The sequence below is a fragment of the Streptomyces sp. NPDC043876 genome (assembly GCF_056435825.1).
Genome location: NZ_JBWKDV010000003.1, coordinates 542,964 through 565,798, shown reverse-complemented (window position 1 = coordinate 565,798; position 22,835 = coordinate 542,964). Strand labels below are relative to the sequence as shown.

General features: G+C 72.4%; 27 protein-coding genes. 13 read left to right on the top strand and 14 right to left on the bottom strand.

The annotated features are described in order from the left end of the window. Positions 1–148 precede the first annotated feature (148 nt). The 3 genes from AC0693_RS12045 to AC0693_RS12035 all read right to left on the bottom strand — a co-directional run bounded on the left by AC0693_RS12045 (position 149) and on the right by AC0693_RS12035 (position 3,435). Positions 149–793 (bottom strand): class I SAM-dependent methyltransferase, encoded by a 645-nt coding sequence (locus AC0693_RS12045; RefSeq protein WP_478801643.1) that lies wholly within the window; start codon positions 791–793, stop codon positions 149–151. 173 nt (positions 794–966) lie between these two features. Further along, positions 967–2,235: a serine hydrolase domain-containing protein gene (locus AC0693_RS12040; protein ID WP_478801642.1), complete on the bottom strand. Its 1,269-nt coding sequence runs from the start codon at positions 2,233–2,235 to the stop codon at positions 967–969. 222 nt (positions 2,236–2,457) lie between these two features. Beyond that, positions 2,458–3,435 (bottom strand): hypothetical protein, encoded by a 978-nt coding sequence (locus AC0693_RS12035; protein WP_478801641.1) that lies wholly within the window; start codon positions 3,433–3,435, stop codon positions 2,458–2,460. A 387-nt stretch (positions 3,436–3,822) separates the two neighbouring features. Between AC0693_RS12035 and AC0693_RS12030 the strand changes: the two genes are divergently transcribed. From AC0693_RS12030 to AC0693_RS12015, 4 genes are all read left to right on the top strand, one after another. After that, on the top strand, positions 3,823–4,434 hold the full coding sequence (locus tag AC0693_RS12030; protein WP_478801860.1) for a 2Fe-2S iron-sulfur cluster-binding protein: 612 nt from the start codon (positions 3,823–3,825) through the stop codon (positions 4,432–4,434). Continuing rightward, entirely contained in the window at positions 4,431–5,507 is a 1,077-nt protein-coding gene (locus AC0693_RS12025; protein ID WP_468465873.1) for an FAD binding domain-containing protein, read from the top strand. The genes AC0693_RS12030 and AC0693_RS12025 overlap by 4 nt, the downstream gene beginning before the upstream one ends. A gap of 32 nt (positions 5,508–5,539) precedes the next feature. After that, the gene (locus AC0693_RS12020) at positions 5,540–7,642 is read left to right on the top strand and encodes a xanthine dehydrogenase family protein molybdopterin-binding subunit (protein ID WP_478801640.1); all 2,103 of its coding nucleotides are present in this window, start codon (positions 5,540–5,542) and stop codon (positions 7,640–7,642) included. A gap of 85 nt (positions 7,643–7,727) precedes the next feature. Next, positions 7,728–8,768 carry a vWA domain-containing protein gene (locus AC0693_RS12015; protein ID WP_478801639.1) on the top strand — a complete coding sequence of 347 codons (1,041 nt, stop codon included), beginning with the start codon at positions 7,728–7,730 and terminating at the stop codon, positions 8,766–8,768. A gap of 76 nt (positions 8,769–8,844) precedes the next feature. Here the strand turns inward: AC0693_RS12015 and AC0693_RS12010 are convergent, their stop codons facing one another. Then, positions 8,845–9,828, bottom strand: coding sequence for an aldo/keto reductase (locus tag AC0693_RS12010; RefSeq protein WP_478801859.1), 984 nt, complete (start codon positions 9,826–9,828; stop codon positions 8,845–8,847). Between the two features lie 109 nt (positions 9,829–9,937). Here AC0693_RS12010 and AC0693_RS12005 point away from each other — a divergent pair, with 109 nt between their 5' ends. The 3 genes from AC0693_RS12005 to AC0693_RS11995 all read left to right on the top strand — a co-directional run bounded on the left by AC0693_RS12005 (position 9,938) and on the right by AC0693_RS11995 (position 12,163). Then, positions 9,938–10,501, top strand: coding sequence for a TetR/AcrR family transcriptional regulator (locus AC0693_RS12005; RefSeq protein WP_469335559.1), 564 nt, complete (start codon positions 9,938–9,940; stop codon positions 10,499–10,501). 166 nt (positions 10,502–10,667) lie between these two features. After that, positions 10,668–11,375 carry a scabin-related ADP-ribosyltransferase gene (locus tag AC0693_RS12000; protein ID WP_469316742.1) on the top strand — a complete coding sequence of 236 codons (708 nt, stop codon included), beginning with the start codon at positions 10,668–10,670 and terminating at the stop codon, positions 11,373–11,375. A 182-nt stretch (positions 11,376–11,557) separates the two neighbouring features. Further along, positions 11,558–12,163 (top strand): DUF2867 domain-containing protein, encoded by a 606-nt coding sequence (locus AC0693_RS11995; protein WP_478801638.1) that lies wholly within the window; start codon positions 11,558–11,560, stop codon positions 12,161–12,163. A gap of 28 nt (positions 12,164–12,191) precedes the next feature. Here the strand turns inward: AC0693_RS11995 and AC0693_RS11990 are convergent, their stop codons facing one another. Together AC0693_RS11990 and AC0693_RS11985 are read right to left on the bottom strand one after the other, a co-directional pair. Further along, entirely contained in the window at positions 12,192–12,566 is a 375-nt protein-coding gene (locus AC0693_RS11990; protein ID WP_469335554.1) for a VOC family protein, read from the bottom strand. A 112-nt stretch (positions 12,567–12,678) separates the two neighbouring features. Continuing rightward, the gene (locus tag AC0693_RS11985; RefSeq protein WP_469335551.1) at positions 12,679–13,515 is read right to left on the bottom strand and encodes an EamA family transporter; all 837 of its coding nucleotides are present in this window, start codon (positions 13,513–13,515) and stop codon (positions 12,679–12,681) included. Positions 13,516–13,642: 127 nt separating this feature from the next. Here AC0693_RS11985 and AC0693_RS11980 point away from each other — a divergent pair, with 127 nt between their 5' ends. Next, complete coding sequence (locus AC0693_RS11980) at positions 13,643–14,227, top strand: helix-turn-helix domain-containing protein (protein ID WP_468465890.1); 585 nt, start codon at positions 13,643–13,645, stop codon at positions 14,225–14,227. A gap of 30 nt (positions 14,228–14,257) precedes the next feature. On the opposite strand, the gene AC0693_RS11975 is transcribed toward AC0693_RS11980, so the two are convergent. The 3 genes from AC0693_RS11975 to AC0693_RS11965 all read right to left on the bottom strand — a co-directional run bounded on the left by AC0693_RS11975 (position 14,258) and on the right by AC0693_RS11965 (position 17,026). Continuing rightward, positions 14,258–15,109, bottom strand: a complete 852-nt coding sequence (locus AC0693_RS11975) for an aldo/keto reductase (protein ID WP_469316737.1) — start codon at positions 15,107–15,109, stop codon at positions 14,258–14,260. 37 nt (positions 15,110–15,146) lie between these two features. Beyond that, the gene (locus AC0693_RS11970; RefSeq protein ID WP_478801637.1) at positions 15,147–15,656 is read right to left on the bottom strand and encodes a DUF3887 domain-containing protein; all 510 of its coding nucleotides are present in this window, start codon (positions 15,654–15,656) and stop codon (positions 15,147–15,149) included. A gap of 101 nt (positions 15,657–15,757) precedes the next feature. Continuing rightward, positions 15,758–17,026 carry a YhgE/Pip domain-containing protein gene (locus AC0693_RS11965; RefSeq protein ID WP_478801636.1) on the bottom strand — a complete coding sequence of 423 codons (1,269 nt, stop codon included), beginning with the start codon at positions 17,024–17,026 and terminating at the stop codon, positions 15,758–15,760. A gap of 290 nt (positions 17,027–17,316) precedes the next feature. On the opposite strand from AC0693_RS11965, the gene AC0693_RS11960 reads away from it, so the two are divergent. Continuing rightward, positions 17,317–17,739, top strand: a complete 423-nt coding sequence (locus tag AC0693_RS11960) for a luciferase domain-containing protein (protein WP_469316734.1) — start codon at positions 17,317–17,319, stop codon at positions 17,737–17,739. Between the two features lie 229 nt (positions 17,740–17,968). Further along, on the top strand, positions 17,969–18,424 hold the full coding sequence (locus AC0693_RS11955; RefSeq protein WP_469316733.1) for a hypothetical protein: 456 nt from the start codon (positions 17,969–17,971) through the stop codon (positions 18,422–18,424). Positions 18,425–18,509: 85 nt separating this feature from the next. On the opposite strand, the gene AC0693_RS11950 is transcribed toward AC0693_RS11955, so the two are convergent. The 3 genes from AC0693_RS11950 to AC0693_RS11940 form a co-directional block, all read right to left on the bottom strand. Further along, entirely contained in the window at positions 18,510–18,914 is a 405-nt protein-coding gene (locus AC0693_RS11950) for a DUF2267 domain-containing protein (protein ID WP_469316936.1), read from the bottom strand. A 133-nt stretch (positions 18,915–19,047) separates the two neighbouring features. Continuing rightward, entirely contained in the window at positions 19,048–19,443 is a 396-nt protein-coding gene (locus AC0693_RS11945; protein ID WP_469335537.1) for a DUF2267 domain-containing protein, read from the bottom strand. 140 nt (positions 19,444–19,583) lie between these two features. Continuing rightward, a complete protein-coding gene (locus AC0693_RS11940; RefSeq protein WP_469335535.1) occupies positions 19,584–20,018 on the bottom strand; it encodes an Hsp20/alpha crystallin family protein in 435 nt (144 codons plus the stop codon). 129 nt (positions 20,019–20,147) lie between these two features. Between AC0693_RS11940 and AC0693_RS11935 the strand changes: the two genes are divergently transcribed. Both AC0693_RS11935 and AC0693_RS11930 read left to right on the top strand, forming a co-directional pair. Next, on the top strand, positions 20,148–20,948 hold the full coding sequence (locus AC0693_RS11935; protein WP_469316730.1) for an HSP18 transcriptional regulator: 801 nt from the start codon (positions 20,148–20,150) through the stop codon (positions 20,946–20,948). A gap of 80 nt (positions 20,949–21,028) precedes the next feature. Continuing rightward, positions 21,029–21,397 (top strand): STAS domain-containing protein, encoded by a 369-nt coding sequence (locus AC0693_RS11930; protein WP_469335532.1) that lies wholly within the window; start codon positions 21,029–21,031, stop codon positions 21,395–21,397. An 89-nt stretch (positions 21,398–21,486) separates the two neighbouring features. Here the strand turns inward: AC0693_RS11930 and AC0693_RS11925 are convergent, their stop codons facing one another. Both AC0693_RS11925 and AC0693_RS11920 read right to left on the bottom strand, forming a co-directional pair. Then, complete coding sequence (locus AC0693_RS11925; RefSeq protein WP_468465914.1) at positions 21,487–21,840, bottom strand: PRC-barrel domain-containing protein; 354 nt, start codon at positions 21,838–21,840, stop codon at positions 21,487–21,489. A gap of 181 nt (positions 21,841–22,021) precedes the next feature. Beyond that, the gene (locus AC0693_RS11920) at positions 22,022–22,183 is read right to left on the bottom strand and encodes a hydrophobic protein (RefSeq protein ID WP_125603700.1); all 162 of its coding nucleotides are present in this window, start codon (positions 22,181–22,183) and stop codon (positions 22,022–22,024) included. A 139-nt stretch (positions 22,184–22,322) separates the two neighbouring features. Between AC0693_RS11920 and AC0693_RS11915 the strand changes: the two genes are divergently transcribed. Then, a complete protein-coding gene (locus AC0693_RS11915; protein WP_478801635.1) occupies positions 22,323–22,748 on the top strand; it encodes an actin depolymerization factor/cofilin- and gelsolin-like domain-containing protein in 426 nt (141 codons plus the stop codon). The last annotated feature ends 87 nt before the right edge of the window (positions 22,749–22,835 follow it).

Here is a 22,835-nt window from a genome sequence, read left to right as displayed (position 1 = left end):
CCCGCCCGTTCGCTTGTTTCGTGGTCCCCGTGCATACCCTTCCTGACTACGCGAGTCGCCAGGATGTCGCGCGGGTCGGAGATCTTTCTCCTCCACCACCCGCGCCGGGGACCGCTCGACGGGAACTACTGCACGGGAACGCTCGCGATCAGGCGGCGGATCGGGTGGGCCGGGTCGCGTAGCAGAAGAAGTGCTCTTCGGGCGGGGCGAGGGGGTCGACGGGGACGAAGGTGGAGGTGTCCTGGTGCAGCACGTCCAGACCGGCCGCCGCCAGTCGTCGCAGGTGCTGCGCGGCGGACAGGCTGCTGACGGTCACGGGGTGGCCCATCCAGTCGATGTCCAGCCCCCGGATGTCGCCCGGAACCGTGGCCAGCACGAGGAAGCCGCCGGGCGCGACCCAGGACGCCATCCGGTCCAGGGCGGCCTCGATGTCCGGCTGGTCCATCACGAGGAGCGGGAAGAAGGAGCACACGGCGTCGACCCCGCCGCTCGCCCGCGGCTCGTAGGTGCGGACATCGGCCTGCTCGAAGCGCGCCCCGGGCACCCGTCGGCGTGCCGTCTCGACCATCGCCGCCGATACGTCGATGCCGGTCACGGCGTGCCCGGCGCGGGTCAGTACCTCCGCCGTGGGCCGTCCGGTGCCGCTGCCCACGTCGAGCACGCGGGCTCCGGCGGGCAGTCGCTCCACCAGCCAGTCCAGGGCGGCCAGTTGCCTGGGCACCGGCCCGAACAGATCGTCGTACCGCTCCCCCAGTGCGTCGAACACCTCCGCCGCGCTCTCGCGTCGCGTCATGTCCCCTCCTCGTCTCGGCTGCCGCCACGCTACCGGCGACCGGGGGCCGCGGACACGGGGCCGGGGCCACCGGGTGACCCGGGGCGGCCAGGGCGGGACAGCACCGAGGCCGGAGCGTTCGCTCCGGCCTCGGCTCGTTCCCGGGTGGGGGTCGGGCCCCGGGACCCGGAAGGTCAGCGGCGCTCCGGCAGGTCCTTCTCGGCCGGGGCGAGCGTGGGGGCCGGGGCGGCGGACGCCAGACCGCGCGCGGTGGCGTTGCCGGGGGCCGTCACGGGCTTGCCGCAGAACGCAGCCTCCAGCGTGCCGCCGAGGGCGGTGTTGGCGGCGCCGTCGTTGGAGGTGTTCGCCATGGCGGACAGGCTCCGCTTGCCGTCACGGGTGGTGAAGGCGTAGGTGTAGAAGCCCTGCACGGTACCGGTGTGCCCGAACACCTGCGTGCCGCAGGAGAGGTCGTAGCGCCGCAGCCCCAGGCCGTAGAAGCGGGTGTTCGTCGCGTCCGTCGGCGTCATGGCGGTCATCTGGTCGAGCATGCGCGCGGGCAGCAGCTTGCCGCTGATCAGCGCGGACATGAAGGTGCTCAGATCGGCGGCGTTGGAGATCACCGCTCCGGCCGACTGCGCCCAGGAGACCGTCTGCTCAGTGGAGTCGACGAGCGGCTGCCCGGCCTCGTCGGGGTGGAGGTAGCCGTTGGCGTGCCGGCCGCGGATCTCCGTGGCGGGGTGCACGTAGGAGGTGTTGCGCAGCTTCAGCGGCTTGATGATGCGACGGTCGTACTCCTTGGCCACCGGCTTCCCGGTCACCTTCTCGATGATCATGCCGACGACCACGAAGTTGGTGTTGGAGTACTTGTAGGCCGCGCCGGGCTCGGTCGTGCGCGGCTCGGCGAGCGAGAGGTCCACCAACTGCTGGAAGGTGAACACCTTGTTGCGCACGGCCTCGAAGCCCGGGACGGTGTCCGCGAACATCGCGTTCGTGTAGTCCGACAGGCCGCTGCGGTGGGTCATCAGGTGACGCACCGTGATCCGGTCGTCCGGCAGCAGCCCCGGGAGGTAGTGGTTGACGGGGGTGTCCAGGTCGACGCGCCCCTCGCCCACGAGCTGGAGGAGCACGACGGAGGAGAAGGTCTTGGAGACGCTGCCGATCCGGAACCGCGAGTCCACGTTCATCGCGGTGCCGTTGACCGTGTCCTGGAGGCCCAGGGTCTTGCTCTTCACCCCGTCCGGGCCCGTGTAACGGGCCAGGGCGCCCGGCGCACCCGCGTCCAGGGCGTTCTGGAGGGCCTTGGTCACGCCCTCCATGTCGGGGGCGGGCTGTGCGGCCGACGTGGCGGCGGCGGGCACGGTGGCCGGTGCGGCGTAGGCCGCGGAAGCCGGGACGACACCGGCTACGGTGGCGAGCAGGGCGGCACTCACGACCAGGCGTCGTTCAAGGGACAGGCGCACGTATTTCCTCAACTCGTTCGGTGGGGGCAGGACATGCGAAAGCACGGCCGCCGCCGGAGACAACCCCGGACACGGCGAACATTCCTGAGCTTACGTAAGATCATCGGGTGATGAAGACCCACCCCGGGTCAAAAGGTGCGCTCGTGTCCCGTATCCCACCGCCGCCTGCGACCCCTCCGGCGAAAGCCGGGCCGCGGACCGGGGCTTCGCCCCCCGAAGCGGTCAGGCCACCTGCCGCGCCGGGACAGCGGAGGGTTGAGCGGACGCGGCGGCCCGGGTGTGCCGGCGAACGAGTGTCCCCATCATGACCGCCCCCGCCACGACGGCGCAGACGTGCAGCACCACCGCAGGCACGGGGTCCTCCGGCTGCGTGAACCCGGTCGGCTCCGCCACCGCCACGTACAACATCAGCGGCAGCTTCCAGGCGCTCCACGCGAACAGCGAGCCGGAACCGACCCAGGCGAGGGCCAGCGGCACCCGGAGCGGCGACCGGGCCGGGCGCGCCCGGACGATCGCCCACAGGGCAGCGGATCCGGCGAGCGCCCAGAATCCCCACGTCGCGTTCAGCACGTACCCGTCCGTGTTCCGCTCGGCCGGGTGCGCGATGCCCAGGGTTCCTCCCGCCGCCCAGTAGATCCAGACCGCCCCGACCACCGCGCCGAGCACCGCACTGGCGGCAGCCGCCCACGGCCGCGCCGCACGAGGGCCGTCACCGAGGCGCCCCGCGAAGGCGTCCGGCCAGCGGCGCCGCATATGAGCCGGAACGGCGAGAGCGAGTCCGAGCCCCATCCCGACGAAGCCGAACTCCACCAGCGCGGCCTCCCAGCCCGGCATGCCCGAGCCGCCTCCCTCGTCAGCCCCGGCGTCGCCGCCCGTATGCAGCAGCGCGCTGATCAAGCCGAAGGGGAGCACGGAGACGAGGAATCCCGACCCCACCCAGGAGCAGAACGCGACCGCCGCCCCCGGTATGCGCATCCCCCAGGGCCGCACCATGGCGAGCGCCAGGACGATCCCGGTCGATGCCATGCCGATCGTGACGGTGTTGAGGACCACCCACCCCGCCAGGCCGAACCCGTCGCCGACCGGGAGCACCCCCAGCAAAGAGCCGACCACCCACGAGACCTTGATCAGCAGATACGGCGACAGCGACAGGGCCGCTCCATACGCCGCGCTGCGCCCCACCCGATCCCAGCGTTCCATCCGAACTCCCCTTCCCCTCGCACGGATTCCAGACTCGCTCCTCGTCCGCGCGGACACCTCCCCCGCCGGAGGGACCCGTCTCCCCCGCCCGGGGGAGACACGGCGGGGCGGCACCCGAACGGCCCCCTCCGACACCCGTCCGGCACCCGACGGGCGCGCCACCGGCACCGGAACGAGTGGAATGGCCGAGGCTGGGCAACCGATGGACCAGAGACCCCGTATCGGACATTAAGGACTGTCGTGGCTGCGAGCGGAACACCTCCCACGCACCGGACCGGCGCTGCGAGCACCGCCGGGAGCACCACCGGAAACCCGGCCGACCCCGCCCCCGGCCGCCGGCCGCCGTCCGGCCCGCCCGCGGACGGCGCTTCCCGCTCCCGGGTCGCACTGCGCGTCAACGGCACGGACCACGCCCTCGACCTGGACCACCGCGTCACCCTCCTCGACGCCCTGCGCGAGACGCTGGACCTGACCGGGTCCAAGAAGGGCTGCGACCACGGCCAGTGCGGCGCCTGTACCGTCCTCGTGAACGGCCGCCGCGCCAACAGCTGCCTCCTGCTCGCCGTGGCCCAGGACGGCGCGGAGATCACGACCGTCGAGGGCCTCGCCGACGCCGACGGAACGCTCCACCCGCTCCAGCGGGCCTTCGTCGCCCACGACGCCCTGCAATGCGGCTACTGCACCCCGGGTCAGCTCTGCTCCGCCGTCGGCGTCCTCGGCGAAGCGGCCGCGGGCCACCCGTCACACGTCACCCGCCCCACCCCGGCGGACGGCCCCACCGCCCCCGTCCCCCTCACCCCCGAGGAGATCCGCGAGCGGCTCAGCGGGAACCTCTGCCGCTGCGGCGCCTACAACGGCATCGTCGACGCCGTCGCCGAAGTCGCCGCCAGCGCCGAAGTCGCCGCCACAGCCGAAGCCACCGCCGACGGCCGCTCCGAGCCGACGGCCCCCGCCGCCACATCCCCGGCAGCCACCCCGCGTACGGACGTGATCGCGTGAAGCCCTTCGCCTACGTACGGGCCACCAGCCTCCAGGAAGCGTTCGACGCGCACGCCCGGCACCCGGGCTCCCGCTACCTCGGCGGCGGCACCAACCTCGTCGACCTCATGAAGCACGGCGTCGAAACCCCGACGGCCCTGATCGACCTCACCCGGCTCCCCCTGCACCGGATCGAGGAGCTGCCCACGGGCGGGCTCCGCATCGGGTCCGCCGTGACCAACAGCGACCTGGCCGCGCACCCCCTCGTACGGGCCCGCTATCCGGCGCTGTCCCAGGCCCTGCTCGCCGGCGCGTCCGGGCAGCTGCGCAACGTGGCCACCACCGGCGGCAACCTGCTCCAGCGCACCCGCTGCCCGTACTTCCAGGACGTCTCCAAGCCCTGCAACAAGCGCGCACCCGGTAGCGGCTGCGGGGCCCGCGACGGCGTGCACCGCGACCTCGCAGTGCTCGGCCACTCCGAGCACTGCGTGGCCACCCACCCCTCCGACATGGCCGTGGCCCTCGCCGCCCTCGACGCGGAGATCGAGCTGTACGGGGGCGACGCGGCCGGTGGAGAGGAAGGAACCGACGGGCGACCGGGCGGCACCCGCCGGGTCCCGGCGACCGCGTTCCACCGGCTGCCCGGTGAGCACCCGGAGCGGGACACCGTCCTGCGCCCCGGGGAGATCGTCACCGCCGTCGTGCTGCCGCCCGCCGCTCCCGGCGCCGTCTCCCTGTACCGCAAGGCCCGCGACCGCGCCTCGTACGCCTTCGCGCTCGCCTCGGTCGCCGCCGTGCTCGAACTCTCCGAAGGCCGCGTGCGCCACCTCGGCCTGGCCTTCGGCGGCCTCGCCCACCGGCCGTGGCGCGCCACCGTCTGCGAAGAACTACTGGTCGGGTCCGCGCCCACCGACGAAGCCGTGCGCCGGGCGGTGGACGAGGAGCTCTCGCAGGCCCGGCCGCTGCGCGACAACGCGTTCAAGGTCGACCTCGCGCGCAACCTCGCCCACGACGCGCTCACCCGCCTGATCCGCACCGCCGACGGCGCTCCGCCCCGCACCCCGCCCGCGCCGGCCACCGGCCCATCGGCGTAGCCGCCCGCCACCGACCAGAAAGGGAGCCGTCCATGCGCCCCAGCACCGCCCTCGGCAGCCCCGAACCCCGACGGGAGGGACACGAGAAGGTCACCGGAGCCGCCCGCTACGCCGTCGAGCACACCCCGCCCGGCTGCGCCTATGCCTGGCCGGTCCCCGCGACGGTCGCCCGCGGCCGGGTCACCGCCGTCGACGACACGGCCGCGGTCGCCCTGCCGGGCGTCATCGGCGTCCTGACCCCGTTCAACGCGCCGCGCCTGGGTCCCTCCGACGACCCGACGCTGCAACTCCTCCAGGACCCCCGCGTCCCCCACCGCGGCTGGTACGTGGCGCTCGCCGTCGCGGACACCCTCGAAGGCGCGCGGGCCGCCGCCGAGGCGGTGCGGGTCGCCTACGCGAGCGAGCCGCACGACGTCGCCCTCAGCACCGGCCACCCCGGCGCCTACACCCCCGAACAGGCCAACGGCGGCCACCCCGCGCACCGCGAGCAGGGCGACCCGGACGCCGCCCTGTCCGCCGCGCCCGTCCGGGTCGACTGCGCCTACGAGGTGGCCCCCCTGCACAACCACCCCATGGAGCCGCACGCCGCCACCGCCGAGTGGGACTCCGTACGCCACCACCTGAGGGTGCACGACTCCAGCCAGGGGGCGGGCCCCGTGCGCGCCGCGCTGGCGTCCCTCCTCGAACTCCCCGAGGCCGACGTCACCGTCGTCTCCGAGCACGTGGGCGGTGGTTTCGGCTCCAAGGGCACGCCGCGTCCCCACGTGGTCCTGGCCGCCATGGCCGCGCGCCGGTACGGCCGTCCCGTCAAGCTCGCCCTCCCCCGCGGCCACATGCCCGCGACGGTGGGCCACCGCGCTCCCACCCTGCACCGGATCGGGCTGGGCGCCCGCGCCGACGGCACCCTCACCGCCCTCACGCACGAGGTCACCACCCACACCTCCCGCGTCCGCGAGTTCGTCGAGCAGGCCGCCGTGCCGGCCCGCGTCATGTACGCGGTACCGGACATGCGCACCACGCACCGCGCCGTCGCCCTGGACGTGCCGACCCCGTCATGGATGCGCGCGCCCGGGGAAGCCCCCGGCATGTACGCGCTGGAATCGGCGATGGACGAACTGGCCGACGCCCTCGGCATCGACCCGATCGAACTGCGCGTGCGCAACGAACCCTCGGCCGAACCCGACAGCGGCCGCCCCTTCAGCAGCCGCCACCTGGTGGAATGCCTGCGCGAGGGCGCCGAGCGGTTCGGCTGGTCCAGCCACCGCACCCCGCGGCGCGAGGGCCCGTACCTGCTGGGCACCGGAGTCGCCGCGGCCACCTATCCCGTGCTCGTCTCCCCCTCCACGGCCCGCGCGCACGCCCGCCCCGACGGGAGCTTCCTGGTCGAGATCAACGCCACCGACATCGGTACGGGCGCCCGTACCGTCCTCGCGCAGGTGGCCGCCGACGCGCTACGGGTCCCCCTGGAGCGGGTGTCCATCGCCATCGGGCACACCGGCCTGCCCGCCGCGCCCCTCGCCGGCGGCTCCTCCGGCACCGGGTCCTGGGGCTGGGCCGTCCACGACGCCTGCACCGCGCTCACCGCGCGCCTGGAGCGCCACCACGAGCCCCTGCCGGACGAGGGCCTGTCCGCGTCGGCCGACACCACGCAGTCGGCCAAGCAGAAGTCCCCGTACGCCAGGCACGCCTTCGGCGCCCACTTCGCCGAAGCCCGGGTCGACACGGTCACCGGCGAGGTCCGCGTCCGGCGGCTGCTCGGCGTCTACGCCGCGGGCCACATCCTCAACCCGCGTACGGCGAGGTCGCAGCTCAAGGGCGGCATGATCATGGGGCTCGGCATGGCGCTGACCGAACACAGCACCGTGGACGGGGCGTTCGGCGACTTCACCGAGAGCGACCTGGCCTCCTACCACGTGCCCGCGCACGCGGACGTGCCGGAGATCGAGGCGCACTGGATCGACGAACACGACAAGCACCTCAACCCGATGGGCAGCAAGGGCATCGGCGAGATCGGCATCGTCGGAACGGCCGCCGCCATCGGCAACGCGGTCGCCCACGCCACGGGACGCCGGATGCGCGAGCTGCCCCTCACACCGGACCGCGTACTGACCGCCCTGCGGCCCCTCGACGGCTGAGTGCCGGGCCCCTTCCGCTCCCTGATCGATTGTCAGTGGTGGGTGAGACGGTAGGAGCATCAAGTCGGAACGAGGGGGAGCTTCCATGTCCGGAAACCAGAACTACATCAACCACGTCGCTCTCGTGCTGGACGCCAGTTCGTCCATGTCCCATCTGAGCGGCAAGGTCGTCGACGTCGCGGACCAGCAGATCGCCTACCTGGCCCGCCGGTCGGGGGAACTGGACCAGGAGACCCGCGTCACGGTGTACGTCTTCGCCAACACGGTGGAGTGCGTCATCTACGACAAGGACGTGCTGCGGATGCCGTCGCTGAAGCAGCTGTACCGGACCGGTGGCATGACGTCCCTGCTGGCGGCTTCCCTGAAGTCGCAGCGGGAGCTGGCCCAGACGGCCCAGCTGTACGGCGACCACAGCTTCCTGACGTTCGTGCTCACCGACGGGCAGGAGAACGCGAGCCACCGCTGCCCCGACGCCCCGTCCAGGGACCCCCGCGAGCTGGTCCGGGCCGTGACCGAGATGATCGGGACGCAGGAGGACAACTGGACGCTGGCCGTCCTCGTGCCGGACCAGATGGGCAAGCGGGAAGCCATGCAGTGCGGCTTCCCCAAGGAGAACATCGCGGTGTGGGACGCCACCAGTACCCAAGGACTGGAGGAGGCCGGCCAGGTCATCAAGGAGGCCACCGAGAAGTTCATGGTGGGCCGCACCAAGGGCATCCGGGGCTCGCGGGCCGTGTTCTCCACGGGTGGGGACGCCGTCAACAAGGAGACCATCGAGGCGGCCGGCCTCAGTCCGGTGGACCCGTCCGGGTACCGGCTGATCCCCGTGGCGCGCGAGGCGGGAATCCGGGAGTGGGTCACCGAATCCGGGCACGCCTACCGCACCGGTGGCGCGTTCTACCAGTTGAGCAAGCCGGAGAAGATCCAGGCGCGCAAGCAGATCGCGGTGCTGGAGAAGAAGACCGACCGGGTGTACACCGGTCCGCAGGCCCGGGCCCTGCTCGGCCTGCCCGCCGCGGAGGCGCGCGTCAAGCCCGATCACAACGACGACTTCACGATCTTCGTGCAGAGCACCAGCGTCAACCGCAAGCTCGTGTCGAACACCCGGCTGCTGCTGATGGTCTGATGTCCAGCGCCCTCCGACCGGGCGGCCCGCCCGGTGCCCCGCCCCGCACCGGGCGGGCCGCCGGGTACCGGGCGGCTCAGCCGTTCAGGGACGTCATCAGTTCGGGCGCGTACCGGTCCCCCGCGACCACACCGTGCGGGGCGACGGCGTCCAGGGAGGCCAGGTCCGCGTCGGTGAGGGTGACGGCGGTCGCCGCGACGTTCTCCTCCAGGTAGCGGCGGCGCTTGGTGCCGGGGATCGGTACGGCGCCCATGCGCAGCGTCCAGGCGAGCGCGAGCTGCGAAGGCGTGACGCCCTTCTCCGCGGCGAGCCGGCGGACCCGGTCGACCACGGCCAGGTTGCGGTCGAAGTTGGCCCCCTGGAAGCGGGGGTCGGTACGCCGGAAGTCGTCGGCGGCGAAGTCGTCCGGGCTGGTGATGGCGCCGGAGAGGAAACCGCGGCCGAGCGGGGAGTAGGCGACGAGGCCGATGCCCAGCTCACGCAGGGTGTCGAGGACACCGTCGTGCTCGATTCCGCGCTCGAAGAGGCTGTACTCGGTCTGGACGGCGGCCAGCGGGTGGACCGCGTGGGCGCGGGCGATCGTGGAGGGCGCCGCCTCGCAGATGCCGATGTGGCCGACCTTGCCGGCGGTCACCAGCTCGGCCATGGCGCCGACGCTCTCCTCGATCGGGACGCCGGAGTCGACGCGGTGGAGGTAGTAGAGGTCGATGTGGTCGGTGCCGAGGTGGCGCAGGGAGCGGTCGGCGGAGCGGCGGATGTACGCGGGGCTCCCGTTGTGGCCCCGGAAGTCGCCCTCGTCGGTGAATTCCACGCCGGTCTTGGTGGCGACGACGGCGTCGGCGCGGCGGCCGGCGAGCGCCTTTCCGAGGAGCTGTTCGTTGCGGAAGGGGCCGTAGCCCTCCGCGGTGTCGAGCAGGGTGACGCCCAGCTCCAGGGCGCGGTGGATGGTGGCGAGGGACTCGGTCTCGTCGGCGGCGCCGTAGTGGGCGCTCATGCCCATGAGGCCGAGGCCCTGGGCTCCGACCCGCAGTCCCTGGCCGCCGAGTGCGCGGATCTCCATGGTGTCCTCCGTCATGCGTGGGGGTGGGTAACTAACTGGATAGTTAGAGCATGCGGGACGGTCGCGGCGCTTGTCAATAACCAGATAGTTACTTGCTAGGCTGCCCGCCATGGCACGGGATTCCAGCGCGACGAAGGCACGGCTGCTCGACGCGGCGTTCTCCGAGTTCGCCGCACACGGCATCGCCGGTGCGCGGGTGGACCGCATCGCGGAGACCGCCCAGGCGAACAAGCGGCTCATCTACGTCTACTACGGCAACAAGGAGCAGCTGTTCGACGCGGTGCTCCAGCGCGCCCTGGAGACGGGCTCGGAGACGGTGCCCTTCGACGCGCGGGACCTGCCCGGCTACGTCGGCGCGGTCTTCGACCACCTCGTGGCCCGGCCTGACCTGATGCGGCTGGTGCAGTGGAAGCAGCTGGAGCGGCCGGGCACCACCGACGCCGAGGCGGAGTCCTACCGGGGCAAGATCGCGGCGGTGGAGGAGGCGCAGCGTGCGGGGCTGATCGACCCGGCTCTCGACCCCGAGGACCTGCTCACGCTCGCGATGGGCCTGGCGCAGGCATGGACCGGCGCGGTGGCGGGGTCCGCGTGGCCCCCGGCCCGGCTGGCGCGCCACCGCGAGACGGTGGTCGAGTCCGTCCGCCGCCTGGTCCGACCGCAGCCGCCCGCCTAGGACGCAGCCCGGCCCGGGGGCGGCAAGGGCGGCCAGGGGAGGCGAATCCTTTCCCCGGTATGACTGTTCCCGCCGGGCGGGTGGACCCGCGGGTGCGAGGGTCCCGAAGAGGTACGCCGACGCCTATAACAGGCCCGTCATGTTGATCGACTGATGGGCACTCACCATGTTGCAGGCCGCTCTGCGGGTCCTCGCCGCCGTCTCCTTCGTCTCCGTCGCCGCCATCTCCCCGGCCACGGCCGCCCCCGCCGCTGCCGTCGCGCTCGACGACGACCTGACCAAGCCCTGCGGGCCGACCGTCGAATACCGGGCTTGGGACTGGTACCGCACGACGACCGACAAGTCGATCGACCTCGACGTCGCGGCCGGCGCGACGGACGAGCGGTGGCAGTGGCGCAGCGACACGAACGTGCTGTGGCGCGGTGACACCCGGGAGTCCGTGGAGGACATCTTCCGGTCCGGTTTCACCCCGCGCGGCACCACCTTGACCCCGCTCGCCGAGTACATCGTCAAGGGCGGCGGGCAGAGCAGCGCGCACCTCAGCACCAGCTGCGAGCAGTGGGTGGCCCAGAAGTTCGCGACCTACGGAGCGGCGAAGACGGGCTGGGTCTACGAGATCTACGCGCCGGGCGGCATCGACGTCAACGCCACGGCCCGCCTGAACAACTACAACTCGCCGTACCTGTGGAACAGGGAGATCGACTTCCCCGGCGGCGTCAAGGGCCAGTACATCAAGGGCGCCTGCAAGTACCACCTCACCCACACGGACCCGCAGACCAAGGTCAGCACCTGGGAAGAGCTCGGCTGCAAGAACAACGCCGGCTTCGCCCCGTACAAGGTGGACGTGAGCGCGCTCGCCGCCGCCGCGCACTGACGGACGCGGGAGCCGGGCGGGCCCGCACGCCGAAGGGCCCGCCCGGCTCCCGCTGTGCGTCACCGCAGCAGCCAGTCCCCGGTCAGCCTCATCACCTCGGCGCGGCTGCGTCCTCGAGCGCGAACAGTCGCCCCAGCCTGGCCCTGGCGCGTCCTCCGCATCCCAGGGATGATGGGCCCTTCATGAAACTGCCCAGAACCGCGCACACCTCCCGCCCGTGGCGAATTCACCAGGTCGCCCCCGACTTCCGCGTCGAGGACGTGTGGGCGCTGCCGACGCCGGGCGGTCCCGACGATCTCGCCCTGCTGGCGCGCCAGTTCGCGCAGGGGACGGGTGCGCCCGCCAACGCCTCCGCGGCGCGCATGCTGTTCGCGATCCGCGACAAGCTCGGCGAACTGCTGGGCTGGGACCGGCCCGGGGCCGGGAGCGGCGCCGGTGGGGCGGGGGTGTGGACGCTCCGGGACCGGCTCCCGGCGGACCTCCGCGACGGGCCGCGCGGACCGGAGTTCTCGACGCTTCCGTTCACGTCCCTCTACCTCGCGCACGACGAGTGGGCGGCGGAGATGTCCAACCGGACCGTGCGTGCGGTGCTGCACATCGGCTGGGTGCCGGACGGGTCCGGCGGCTTCCACGGCCAGATGGCCGTCCTGGTGAGGCCGAACGGGCGGCTCGGCACCGTGTACATGGCGGCCATCAAGCCCTTCCGGTACCTGGTGGTGTATCCGGCGCTCCTGCGGGGGATCGGGCAGAACTGGCAGGCGAACGCCGCCGAGCGCGGCGCGGGCTGACGACGCCGGCCACCGCGAAGGGGCCGCCTCAGTGGAGGCAGAGGCAGAACGGATGCCCGGCCGGGTCCGCGTAGACCCGCCAGTTGGCGCCCGGGCGGAGCTGGTCCGTCCGCTCCAGCACGGTTGCGCCGAGAGCCAGGGCCCGCTCCTCCTCGGCGTCGAGATCGTCCACGTCGAAGTCGAGATGGATCTGCTGCGGACGCTGCTGGCCGGGCCACTCGGGCGGCTGGTAACCGTCCACGCGCTGGCAGGCCAGCGGCGTTCCCTCGAATCCGCGCACCTCGACCCAGCCGGGATCCTCCGGGTCCGCAACCGCCTCCCCACCGAGCAGGCCCGCGTAGAACTCCGCGAGCCGGACCGGATCGGCGCAGTCCAGCGCCACCGCCTGCAGCTTCCTGATCACGTGTGCCACTCCTCGTTCCGTGCCCGACTGAGGCGCCTTGCGTACCGGGGGCGCGTACCCCGCCGGCTCGGCGGCCATGCACGGCGTACGGCGGCCACCGCCCCGGCGCGGCTCAGGCGAGCGCGAGCAGGCTGACCGCGACGGCCGCGGCGCCCAGGCCGACGAGCTGCGTGCGGTGGACGCGTTCGGCGAGCACCGTGCGGGCGAGCAGGACCGTCCCGGCGGGATAGAGGGCGGTGATCACGGCGACGACGGCGAGGTCTCCGCTGCGCGCCGCGAGCAGGAACAGCAGGTTGGCGATCGAGTCCAGCACGCCGGCGGTGGCCGATATCGCGTACGCGGGCTTCTCGGACCCGAGGCGGCGGTACAGGAGCCCCGCCGCGGCCAGCGTGACGGCCGAGGAGACCGCCCGGCCGACGATCAGCGGGCCGACGCCGCTGTCGGCCGGCGCCTGGTGCAGGAAGATCAGCTGGAGCGCGATCGCGGCGCCCGCGCCGAAGGCCAGCAGCAGCGCGGTCCGCGACGGGCGGACCGATCCCGCGCCGTGCCCCGCGCTGACCAGGACGACCGCCACCAGGGCGAGGGGCAGGCCCACCAAGCCGGCCGTGCCCAGGTACTCCCCCTGCGTCAGGCCCACGCCGACCGGCAGCACCGCGGAGATCAGCGCGGTCACCGGAGACAGGACGTTCATCGGGCCGAGGGCCAGGGTCTTGTAGAGCAGGGCGAAGGCCACCGCCGACGCGAGGCCGGAGGCGGCGCCCCAGGCGAGGGTCCCGGCGTCGAAGGACGCTCCGAGGAACGGCCACAGCATCAGCTCGACCACGAGGGAGGCCGGGGCGGCGATCATCACGGTACGGAGCACGTGGGCCTTGCGGGCACCGAGCCCGCCGAGGAAGTCGGCGCAGCCGTAGGTGAGGGAGCTGCCCAGGGCCAGCAGCAGAGCGATCACGGTACGCACATCCCTTAAAATGTGACAACAGAACGACTAAACCGTACATCAAACCGACCGCAGCTCGCCTACCGGACGATCCGGCGATCCGCGGGCCGGGATTTTCTCCACGAGGAGGGGTTGACAGATGGCCGAAGCCGAGCAGGCCCTGCGGACGCTCGCGCACAACGTCAGGACCGCCCGCGCCCGCGCCGGGCTGTCCCTGGACGAGCTCGGCCGACGGGCCGGCGTCAGCAAGGGCGCTCTGGTCGCGCTGGAGAAGGCCACGGGCAATCCGAACTTCGCCACGCTGGTGCGCCTCGCCGACACCCTCGGCGTCTCGGTGTCCGCGCTGACCGAGGCCCGCAGCGAGCAGCCGGTGCGCGTGGTCTCCGCCGACGCCGTGACGCCCCTGTGGGAGGGGGAGCACGGCAGCCGGGCGCGGCTGATGCTGACGACGGCGGGCCGGGCGCCGACCGAGGTCTGGCGCTGGGAGCTGGAACCGGGCGACGAGTACCCCAGCCACCCCCACCAGGCCGGTGTCTTCGAAACGCTCTCGGTCATCAGCGGGCGGATGACGCTGATCGTCGACGGGACGCCGTACACGGTCGAGGCGGGCCAGACCGCCGACTTCGCCGGTGACGCCCCGCACACCTACCGCGGCGCCGGGACCGCGACCTGCCACCTGATCATGACCGTCCACCTGCCGCCCGGCCCCGCCTCCGCCACCTGAGCCGGCGGCGCCCGGGGGCGTGAGGACCGGTCAGGCGTCGAGGCGGTGCGTGGCGAGGCGGGCGACGGCCTCCGGGTCGCGGTGGTCGAAGAACTGCGACCGGCCCGTGTCCAGGGTGGCGATGGCGGCCATCTGGGCGTCCGTGAGTTCGAAGTCGAAGACGGCGAGGTTCTCCGCCATGCGCGCGGCGCGCACGGACTTCGGGATGGCGACGACGCCGCGCTGGACGAGCCAGCGCAGGACGACCTGGGCGACCGACTTGCCGTGCTCCGCGCCGATCCGGCTCAGCAGCGGCTGGGTGAACAGGCCGCCGCGGCCCTCCGCGAAGCCCCCCCACGACTGGATCTGCACGCCGTGCTCGCGCATGAGCCGCTGGTCGTCGACGCGCTGGAAGAAGGGGTGGGTCTCGATCTGGTCGACGGCGGGCGCGACGTCGTTGTTGACGATGAGGTCGACCAGCCGGTCGGGGTGGAAGTTCGCCACGCCGATGGCCTTCGCCAGGCCCTCGTGGTGGACGGCCTCCATGCCGCGCCACTGGCCGTACACGTCGCCGTAGGGCTGGTGCATCAGGTACAGGTCGAGGTGGTCCAGGCCGAGCTTGTGCAGCGACGTTTCGAAGGCGCGGCGCGTGTTGTCCTCGGCGGGGGCGTCCTGGATCCAGAGCTTGGTGGTGACGAAGAGTTCTCCGCGCGGGATCCCGCTGTTCGCGAGGGCGCGGCCGACGGCTTCCTCGTTGCCGTACGCGGCCGCCGTGTCCAGCAGGCGGTAGCCCGCGGCGAGGGCTTCGGTGACGGCCCGTTCCGTCTCCTGCGGCGGGATCTGGTAGACGCCGAACCCGAGGATCGGCATGGCGGCGCCGGTGGCGAGGGTGACGTGCTGCACGGGCTCTCCCTGGATGGTCGTACGGACGGCAGCGCGCTCACGGCGTCGGGACCGGGACCCCTGTCCGCAGGAAGTAGAGGCCCGTGATGTGCCCGCCGCCGTCGAAGGTGACGCGGAACTCCCCGGGCCGCTTCGCCATGGTGAGCGGCACCTTCACGACGGTCAGGTCGCCGGACGCGACCTGTTCCGGCTGCCCGTGGGACCGGTAGGTCCCGAAGGCGGCCTGGTAGGCCGCCCAGGACTTCGCGAGGAGTTCGGGGGGCGCCTGTCGGCGCATCGCCTCGTCGAAACGTGCCGAAACGGCGGTGAAGTCGCCGCGTACGACCTCGTCGAGGGTGTCGAGGGCGAGCTTGCCGTCATCCGGCTGCGCCGGGACGCCGGGGGCGGCCGGGGCGGCGGCTTCCACCGCGGCGGAATGTGTCACGGCCGCCGCCGCATCGCCGGCCGGAAGCACCACGCCGGACGCCAGTACGGCCGCGGGCAGGAGCAGGGCGATGCGGCGGCGCCGTTCGCTCCACGTTGCGTTCTTGCCGGACGCCGAGATCATGGGTTTCCCCTTCTCGCATCGGGAAGTCCTGCAACATCGTCTTTCATGCTAGGACCCCGTCCTGACCGGCGCACCTCGGTCCCTGCGGGCCCACGGGGAGGTCAGACAGGTTGCGGCGTGAGGCGCTTATGACCCTTGCGGTCGTAGTAGGCGGTCATGCCGAAGCCGAAGACCAGCGCCAGGACGGTGCCGATCGCGATCATCAGCCAGGCGCGGGCCAGCCCGGCGTCGCCGCGCGCACCGAAGTACAGGATGGCGCGTACCCCGTCGCCCAGCTGGCGCATGGGTTCGAAGTGGGACAGGAAACGGTAGAAGCCGGGCACCGCCTGGAGCGGGATCGTGGCGCCCGACGACGGCAGGCCCAGCACGATGAAGACGAACATGGACACCAGTTGACCGAGGCTGCCGAAGGCCGCGTTGATGGCCTGCACGCCCAGGCCGACGGCGAGAGCGGCGCAATAGGAGTACACCCACAGCAACGGCAGGTGGGAGGCGTCCATGCCGAGGATGGTGACGGACGCGAGCAGCACCAGGGAACTGCTGACGAGGGTGATGCCCGCCGTCATCGCCATCTTCAGCAGCAGCGTCTGGGTGCGGTTGACCGGCACCGTCGGGCGCCGGGTGTGCCAGGGTCCGATCTCGTTGTCGGCGTAGCCGAGGGCGGTGTCGACTCCGTTGCTGATGACGTTTCCGCCCATGAACCCGGCCAGTACGAGCAGCAGCGTGTAGTAGAAGGCGGTCAGACCGAGCCCGCTGTGGGCGCCGATCGGGTGGCCGACCTCGGTGACGACCTTGACGGGGTCGGCGAGCAGGACCTTGGTGGTCGCGTTCGCCCGGGCGCCGACGGACGCGGTGAGCTGCTTGCCGACGGCCTGCGAGGCGCGGTGGGCGGCCTGCGTCGTGATCTGGCCGGCGAGGGAGGAACCGAGGCTCCCCTTGCCGGGGTTGGTGAGCACGCGGATCACCGGCGACCGCGTGGCCCCCGGCGTGGCGAGCGCCGTGACGGAGTCGGTGAAGTCGGCCGGCACCACGAGGGCGCCGAAGATCTTGCCGGAGTCCAACGCGTCCTGGGCCTGGGCGCGGGTGAGCACGCGCCAGGCGGCCTTGCCGCCCGCGCTGTCGGCGGCGACGGCGGCCGTGACCTGGGCGCCGAGGTTCCCGCGCTGTCCGGCCGGTGGTGTGCCCGTGTCGTCGTTGACGAGTGCGATGGGCAGGTCCCGCAGGTCCCTGTTGGGGTTGACGATGCCGCCCATGTAGAGCAGGGACAGCAGCAGGGCGAGCAGCCCGGTGAGGATCGTGGGCAACAGCCACAGGTGGGGGCGGCGCAGCAGCGTGGCGGCACGGACTTCGGGTGCGGCGGGCACGGACATCGGACTCCGTAGCTTCCCGGCGGTGCGGGCTCGGACCTTGGCTGTGGCCGGCGGGACGAGTGACCCCCCGCCGCCCACACGGGACATCAGGATGCCCCCCGGCACGGCGCCAGCCGGGGTGCGCCTCGCTCGCCTCCCTCCGTTGCACTAGAGGTCGGGGCTCCGGTCGTGCCGGGTGGGGCTCCCTCACGGCGGTGCCGTCCCGCCGATGCGGCCGATCCCGCCATCCGGTGCGTCCGATTCCGCCCGAAGGGTTGTGATGCCGGGCGCCAGGCGCGAGGCTCTGCATCATGAACGCGGAAACCCGAGCCTGTGAACGGCTGAGGAACTGGACCGCACTCACCGAGGTCCGCGTCGAGTACTGCGAGGGGCCGGTCCTGCGGGCCGGCGCCGAGGACATCGTCCACTTCCACAGCGGTCACGAGGCGGACGTGCACCTGTCACGCGCCATGATCGCGAAGCTGCGTCCGGCGCTGGCCGGGTCGACCGCGCTGAGCCTGCGCCCCGGTTCGGGGTGGGTGACGGTGCGTCTGGACGCCGCGTCCGACCACGATCTCCTCACGACCCTGGTGAGCGCCGCGCTGAAGGCCGCCTCCCGCAGCGGGACCGAGGGCGACGGCGCGGATCCGTGTTCCTGGCGGCACTGCGCCGCCCCGCACCCGCTCGCGCACGCACCCCTCCCCCTCGAAGGGGCTTTCGCCCAGCCCTCGTGAGGGGCTCCCGCACGTCCTGACGAACCGCCACCGCGCCGTGCCCGCGCGGTGATTGGCGACCCCTCCTCAGCCATATGCCCACGGCGTGGCCGGATCCCGCCGTTCGTCATGGGGCGGCCCGAAGGAGTTCAGCTCTCGATCATCTTATGGTTAGATGACATGTGAAATATCACATGTCATAACCCATCGCGCCGGAGCCCCGGACGGTGACCACACGAGGAGGATTCCCATGAAGCGCTTAGCTCTGATGATGACCGGCGCCGCTGTTCTGGCCGTGGCCACGATCACGCCCGCCGGTGCGGCCGTCCTGCCGACCAGCGCCACCGACACGGTGACCACGTGCGGAAGTTCGGGTCTCCAGTCGGGCCTGAGCACGCGGGTGTGTGCCGAAGTCACCGGCACCACCGTCTCGTTCTACGGCAAGGTCGGCCTGGCCGGCCCGCCCTCCCCGGGCAGCCCGGCGCCCGCCCCGAAAGAGCTGATCACGACCCTGTCGACCGAGATCGTGGGCGGCGCACCGCTCACCTCGCAGACCAAGTCGGTCCTCTTCACCACCACGGCCGTCGAGGTGCACGGCCAGGCCGTCACGGTGCCGTGCGGCTCGACCGTCCGCGGCACCTTCGGAGTGGCCTCGTACCCGTGGGCACCCCACCCGGTGGTCCACACGGTCACGGTCACCTGCTGACGCAGGCTCCGGCACGAGCGCGCCCTGCGGGAGGTTCCGCAGGGCGCGCGCGCCGTTCCGGGACGGGGGCCCGGGACGGCACCCGTCAGGCGGCGGCCCGCGGCCGTCGCAGCTGTGCCTGGCCGAAGAGGAGCGCGTAGCCGTCGGGCAGCTGCTGGAGGATGCGGGCCAGGAGGTCGGGACCGGCGAGGGCGGCCACGGGGGCGAGGACGGCTCCGGCGTCCCAGCGGGCGGTGGCCGGCGTGGCACCCGTAGCGGCGGCGAGACCCTTGACGAAGCCCCAGCCCGTGAGCTGTTCGGCGGCCGGAGCCGATGCCGTCAGGGCGAGGGCCGCCTCGACCGGGAGGCGGCGGGCGAGGTCGACGCGGGCGTCACCGGTCAGCTGTCGGCCGAGGGCGGCCAGGACGTTGCGGATCGCGGCCTCCGCGCGTGCGCGGGTGGGGTAGGCGCCTTCGTAGCGCACGCGCTCCAACATCTGGTCGAAGGTCATGGCGAGCGTGGACCCGTCCGCTCCCGGCTGCTCGTACCGTCGGGGCTGGTCGTACGGTCGCTGGTCGAACATGGTGCTGCGGTTGCCTTTCTCGTCGAGGGGTGGTTCCCCCGGGCCCGGCGCGTCGGGGCGCTCAGCCGGAGTGGGGGTGGCCGAAGAGGAGTTCGTAACCGGGCGGAAGCTGGAGCAGGACCTCGCGCGTGAGGTCGGCGCCCGCCGCGGCGGACACGGTCGACAGGACGGCGCCGATGTCCCAGAGCGCCGTCTTCTCGGTGGCCCCTTCGATCCAGGCCGCGGTGGCGCGGACGAAGCGGTCGGGTGAGAGCGGTTCTGCGGCTTGGAGCGGGTTGAGCAGGATCAGGGCGTAGGTCTCGGGGAGCCGGGCCGCCAGCTCGGCGCGCACCGTGCCGACGAGGTGGGCGCCCAGCAGCGCCAGGACCACGCGGGCGACGCGGTCGGCTTCCGCCTCGGTCGTGTACTCGCCGCGTTCCTGGACGTGGGCGAGGAAAGCCTCCCTGAGCATCGGCATCACGTCACCTCCGGGGAGGGGTTCGGGGGCAAGGGGCGGGCGGTACGGAGGACGGGTGCCGGAGGGGGGCAGCTTTCCGTCCTCCGCCGCCGGTGCCGCCCGGCGGGCCGGGGCCGGGCCGGGCGGCAGTCTGTCGCCGGTCAGCCGGAGATCTCCTTGCGGCCGGACTCGCCACCGATGCTGATCTTGCGCGGCTTGGCGCGCTCGGCGATCGGGATCCGCAGGGTCAGGACACCCGCGTCGTAGTCGGCTTCGATGTGCTCGGTGTCGAGGGTGTCGGCCAGCATGACCTGGCGGGAGAAGACGCCGAGGGGCCGCTCGGAGAGTTCCATCTGCACACCGTCGGACTTTCCGGTGGGGCGGCGCTCGGCCTTGACCGTCAGCATGTTCCGCTCGACGTCGACGTCGATCGCGTCGGTGCTCACTCCGGGGAGGTCGAAGGCGATGACGTAGACGTCGCCCTGGCGGTAGGCGTCCATCGGCATCACGGACGGCTTCGACCACGTGCCCGACGTACCCGACAGCTGCTGGACGATCCGGTCCATCTCGCGGAACGGGTCAGTGCGCATCAACATCGCGAAACACCTCCAGTTGGTTCAGGCAGGAACTGCCAATGCGCTTCAACGTGCTTCCGTTGTAACATGTCATCGAAACGATGACAAGCAGGGTGTCGTCGAGAGGATGACAATGCGACGGAGTGCGTCATGACCGAGTCCGCCCGCCCGAGAAGATCCACCCGACCGCAGGACCCCGCCGCCCGGCCGCCGGGGTCCGCCCCGCGGCCCGGAGCCGCGCCGCCGAAGGCGTCCGCGTCATCGAAGGCCTCCGCGCCGCCGGAGGAGTCCGCCGGTCCGCGTCCCCAGGTCCCCTTCCTCGCGGCCGCGGCGGCACTGGAGACCATCGACCGGGCCGTCAGGGCGGCGCAGGACCCGCACGCCGGAACGGGGGTGTCGGCGGATACCGCGGCGGAGGCGGATTCGGGACCGCACCCGGCGCTGGCCGCGCTGCTGATGCTGCGCGAGGTCCGGGAGCAGCTCGCGGGATGGGAGAGCGGGCTGATCGAGACCGCCCGCGGGCGGGGCGCGAGCTGGGCCGAGCTCGCCGGACCCCTCGGTGTGGCCAGTAGGCAGGCCGCCGAACGCCGTTACCTGCGTCTGCGCCCGGGAACCGCGGGCAGTACCGGCGAGGAACGCGTCCAGGCGACCCGCGACACCCGCGCCGCCGACCGTACGGTGACCGCCTGGGCGCGCGGCAACGCCGCGAGCCTGCGCCGGCTCGCGGGCCAGGTCACCTCCCTCACCGGCCTGCCCGCGGGCGCCGAGGGGGCGGTCGACGAGCTGAACCTCGCCCTCGCGCACGACGACGCCGCCCGCCTCGTACGCCCCCTGAGCGACTCCCGGGCCCACCTGAGGCCCGAGGACGCCGAACTCGCCGAGCGCATCGACGCGTTGACCCGGCACACCGACCGACTCCGCCAGGACACCCACGACCAGCGCAGCACGTGACACCGGCGCCCCGGCGCCCGGAAGCGCCCGCTGACCCGCAGGCGCCGCGGCCGCGCCCTCTTGCGAAGGAGTGAGCCATCATGGCCGAACACCACCTCCGGGGCCCCGGCGGCCGGGACATCGCCGTCGAGGTCCTGGAGCACACCGTCGCGGTCAGGCCGCTCGGCGAGATGGACCTGGACCTCGCGCCCTCATTCGACTTCGCCCTCAGCGAGGCCCTCGCCCACGCCTCGCCGGACAGGCCGGTGGTCGTCGACTGCAGCGGCCTCGCCTTCTGCGATTCCGCGGCCCTCAACACCCTGCTCAGGGCGCGGCGCGCGGCGCGGGCGAGCGACACCGTCATCCGCCTGGCCGCTCCCCGGCCGCAGTTCCAGCGCCTCCTGGAGGTGACCGGCACCCTGCCCCTCTTCGCCGTGGACCCGGACCCGCCGGGCGACGTGCGGTCGTAGGGGACGTGGGGCCGACACGGCCGCAGGGCGGGGGCGACAGCCTTCGCTGTCGCCCCCGCCCTGCGGTGCAGGTCCGGTACCGCCCCGGGTCAGAGGCGGTGCGGTCCCTCGTAGTAGCCGCCGACCTGGCGGTGGTAGTCCAGGTCGCCGAGGTGCTTCTCCTTGTCGAACTCGGGAGCGTTCTTGATCTGCTCCTTCGTCCGGTCCACGTAGATCTTCCCTTCCTCGGCGTCGATCCGGGAGACCGTGCCGGCGGGCAGGAGGACTTCCTTGCCGAAGATCCACGGGCCGGTGTCGACCACGATGTACGCGGAACCGACGTCGTCGGAGTGCTTGTCGACCTTGCCGATCGAACCGTCGGTCGCCTCGACCTTGTAGCCCGTCAGATCCGCGCCGGCCAGGTGGCCCGACGTCTCACGGTAGCCCCACACATTCTGTGCCATGCGAAAACAACTCCTCGGGTCACAGCGAGCAGGAAGGGGGAATGTGAAAGCGTGTCGCTTTCCTCATTCACTCCCCCTTTCTCCTCTGTCTCTTATTACGTCGCACACGCTTTTCCTGCATCATGCACGGGGACGCGCGGGACTGAATTCCGCTCACGCGAACCCCGGGGACACCCGTCCGCTACCAGCGGTACCAGCGTCCGCTGCCGCCCTTCGGGCGTGCCACGAAGCCCACCAGCCACAAGACCAGAACGGCGATCGCGACCCACCAGAGCACCTTCACCGCGAAACCCGCGCCGAAGAGAATCAGGGCCAGCAGAAGAACGAGAAGCAGGGGAACCATTGTTATCAACCTCCGAAGCACCGCTTGCCCCGGAGTTTCCGGGCCATGCGCGCGAAACTTCCCCGAACGGGCCGCGCATCCTCCACCGGGCCCGTGTCGTTGACCCTCCAAGTGCGGCCACGAGCGAAAAGGAGACCCCGTGAGCAGCTTGAGCGGCGTTTCGGACGAGGGCGTGGAGGCCCTGCGGCACCTGCGGGAGGCACGGGAGGTCAACACCGTGATCCTGCGTCTCGCGGAAGGTCTCGCCGAAGCGGACACCCCCGTGCCGGGAGACCTGGAAGTGGAGGTCGAGGGCAACCTCACCCATGACGAGCTCCAGCGGGCCCTGCCCCCCGGCGAGGCGCGCCTGATCGTGCACGAGCTGTGCTTCGCCAGCCCGGAGGGTACGCGCCGCAACGAACAGCTCCTGATCCTCTGGGCCCCGCCCGCGTCGGGGGCCCAGGAGGATTCGTACGCGCCCGCCTACACCACCTTGAAGGAGTACCTCTCGGGCTCCCACACCCACCTCACGGCCCGGCGGCCGGACCAGCTGGACTACCCGCGGCTCGTCGCCCTGGCCGGCTGAGGTCCGCGTCCTCGCGGTGCCGCGTCCGGGCGGGGCCGCGCTCCGCGGCCCGCCGGAGCGGTGGCCTCCCCGCCGTCGCGGCCGGGA

Coding starts and splice junctions, on each gene's coding strand:
- AC0693_RS11930 (WP_469335532.1), top strand. CDS start 21,029: ATGGCCGAACACCACCTCCGGGGCCCCGGCGGCCGGGACATCGCCGTC.
- AC0693_RS11920 (WP_125603700.1), bottom strand. CDS start 22,183: ATGGTTCCCCTGCTTCTCGTTCTTCTGCTGGCCCTGATTCTCTTCGGC.
- AC0693_RS12015 (WP_478801639.1), top strand. CDS start 7,728: ATGTCCGGAAACCAGAACTACATCAACCACGTCGCTCTCGTGCTGGAC.
- AC0693_RS12000 (WP_469316742.1), top strand. CDS start 10,668: ATGTTGCAGGCCGCTCTGCGGGTCCTCGCCGCCGTCTCCTTCGTCTCC.
- AC0693_RS11945 (WP_469335537.1), bottom strand. CDS start 19,443: ATGCCGATGCTCAGGGAGGCTTTCCTCGCCCACGTCCAGGAACGCGGC.
- AC0693_RS11925 (WP_468465914.1), bottom strand. CDS start 21,840: ATGGCACAGAATGTGTGGGGCTACCGTGAGACGTCGGGCCACCTGGCC.
- AC0693_RS12005 (WP_469335559.1), top strand. CDS start 9,938: ATGGCACGGGATTCCAGCGCGACGAAGGCACGGCTGCTCGACGCGGCG.
- AC0693_RS11995 (WP_478801638.1), top strand. CDS start 11,558: ATGAAACTGCCCAGAACCGCGCACACCTCCCGCCCGTGGCGAATTCAC.
- AC0693_RS12020 (WP_478801640.1), top strand. CDS start 5,540: ATGCGCCCCAGCACCGCCCTCGGCAGCCCCGAACCCCGACGGGAGGGA.
- AC0693_RS11950 (WP_469316936.1), bottom strand. CDS start 18,914: ATGACCTTCGACCAGATGTTGGAGCGCGTGCGCTACGAAGGCGCCTAC.
- AC0693_RS12010 (WP_478801859.1), bottom strand. CDS start 9,828: ATGGAGATCCGCGCACTCGGCGGCCAGGGACTGCGGGTCGGAGCCCAG.
- AC0693_RS12035 (WP_478801641.1), bottom strand. CDS start 3,435: ATGGAACGCTGGGATCGGGTGGGGCGCAGCGCGGCGTATGGAGCGGCC.
- AC0693_RS11980 (WP_468465890.1), top strand. CDS start 13,643: ATGGCCGAAGCCGAGCAGGCCCTGCGGACGCTCGCGCACAACGTCAGG.
- AC0693_RS11955 (WP_469316733.1), top strand. CDS start 17,969: ATGAAGCGCTTAGCTCTGATGATGACCGGCGCCGCTGTTCTGGCCGTG.
- AC0693_RS11965 (WP_478801636.1), bottom strand. CDS start 17,026: ATGTCCGTGCCCGCCGCACCCGAAGTCCGTGCCGCCACGCTGCTGCGC.
- AC0693_RS11940 (WP_469335535.1), bottom strand. CDS start 20,018: ATGTTGATGCGCACTGACCCGTTCCGCGAGATGGACCGGATCGTCCAG.
- AC0693_RS11960 (WP_469316734.1), top strand. CDS start 17,317: ATGAACGCGGAAACCCGAGCCTGTGAACGGCTGAGGAACTGGACCGCA.
- AC0693_RS11970 (WP_478801637.1), bottom strand. CDS start 15,656: ATGATCTCGGCGTCCGGCAAGAACGCAACGTGGAGCGAACGGCGCCGC.
- AC0693_RS12045 (WP_478801643.1), bottom strand. CDS start 793: ATGACGCGACGCGAGAGCGCGGCGGAGGTGTTCGACGCACTGGGGGAG.
- AC0693_RS11935 (WP_469316730.1), top strand. CDS start 20,148: ATGACCGAGTCCGCCCGCCCGAGAAGATCCACCCGACCGCAGGACCCC.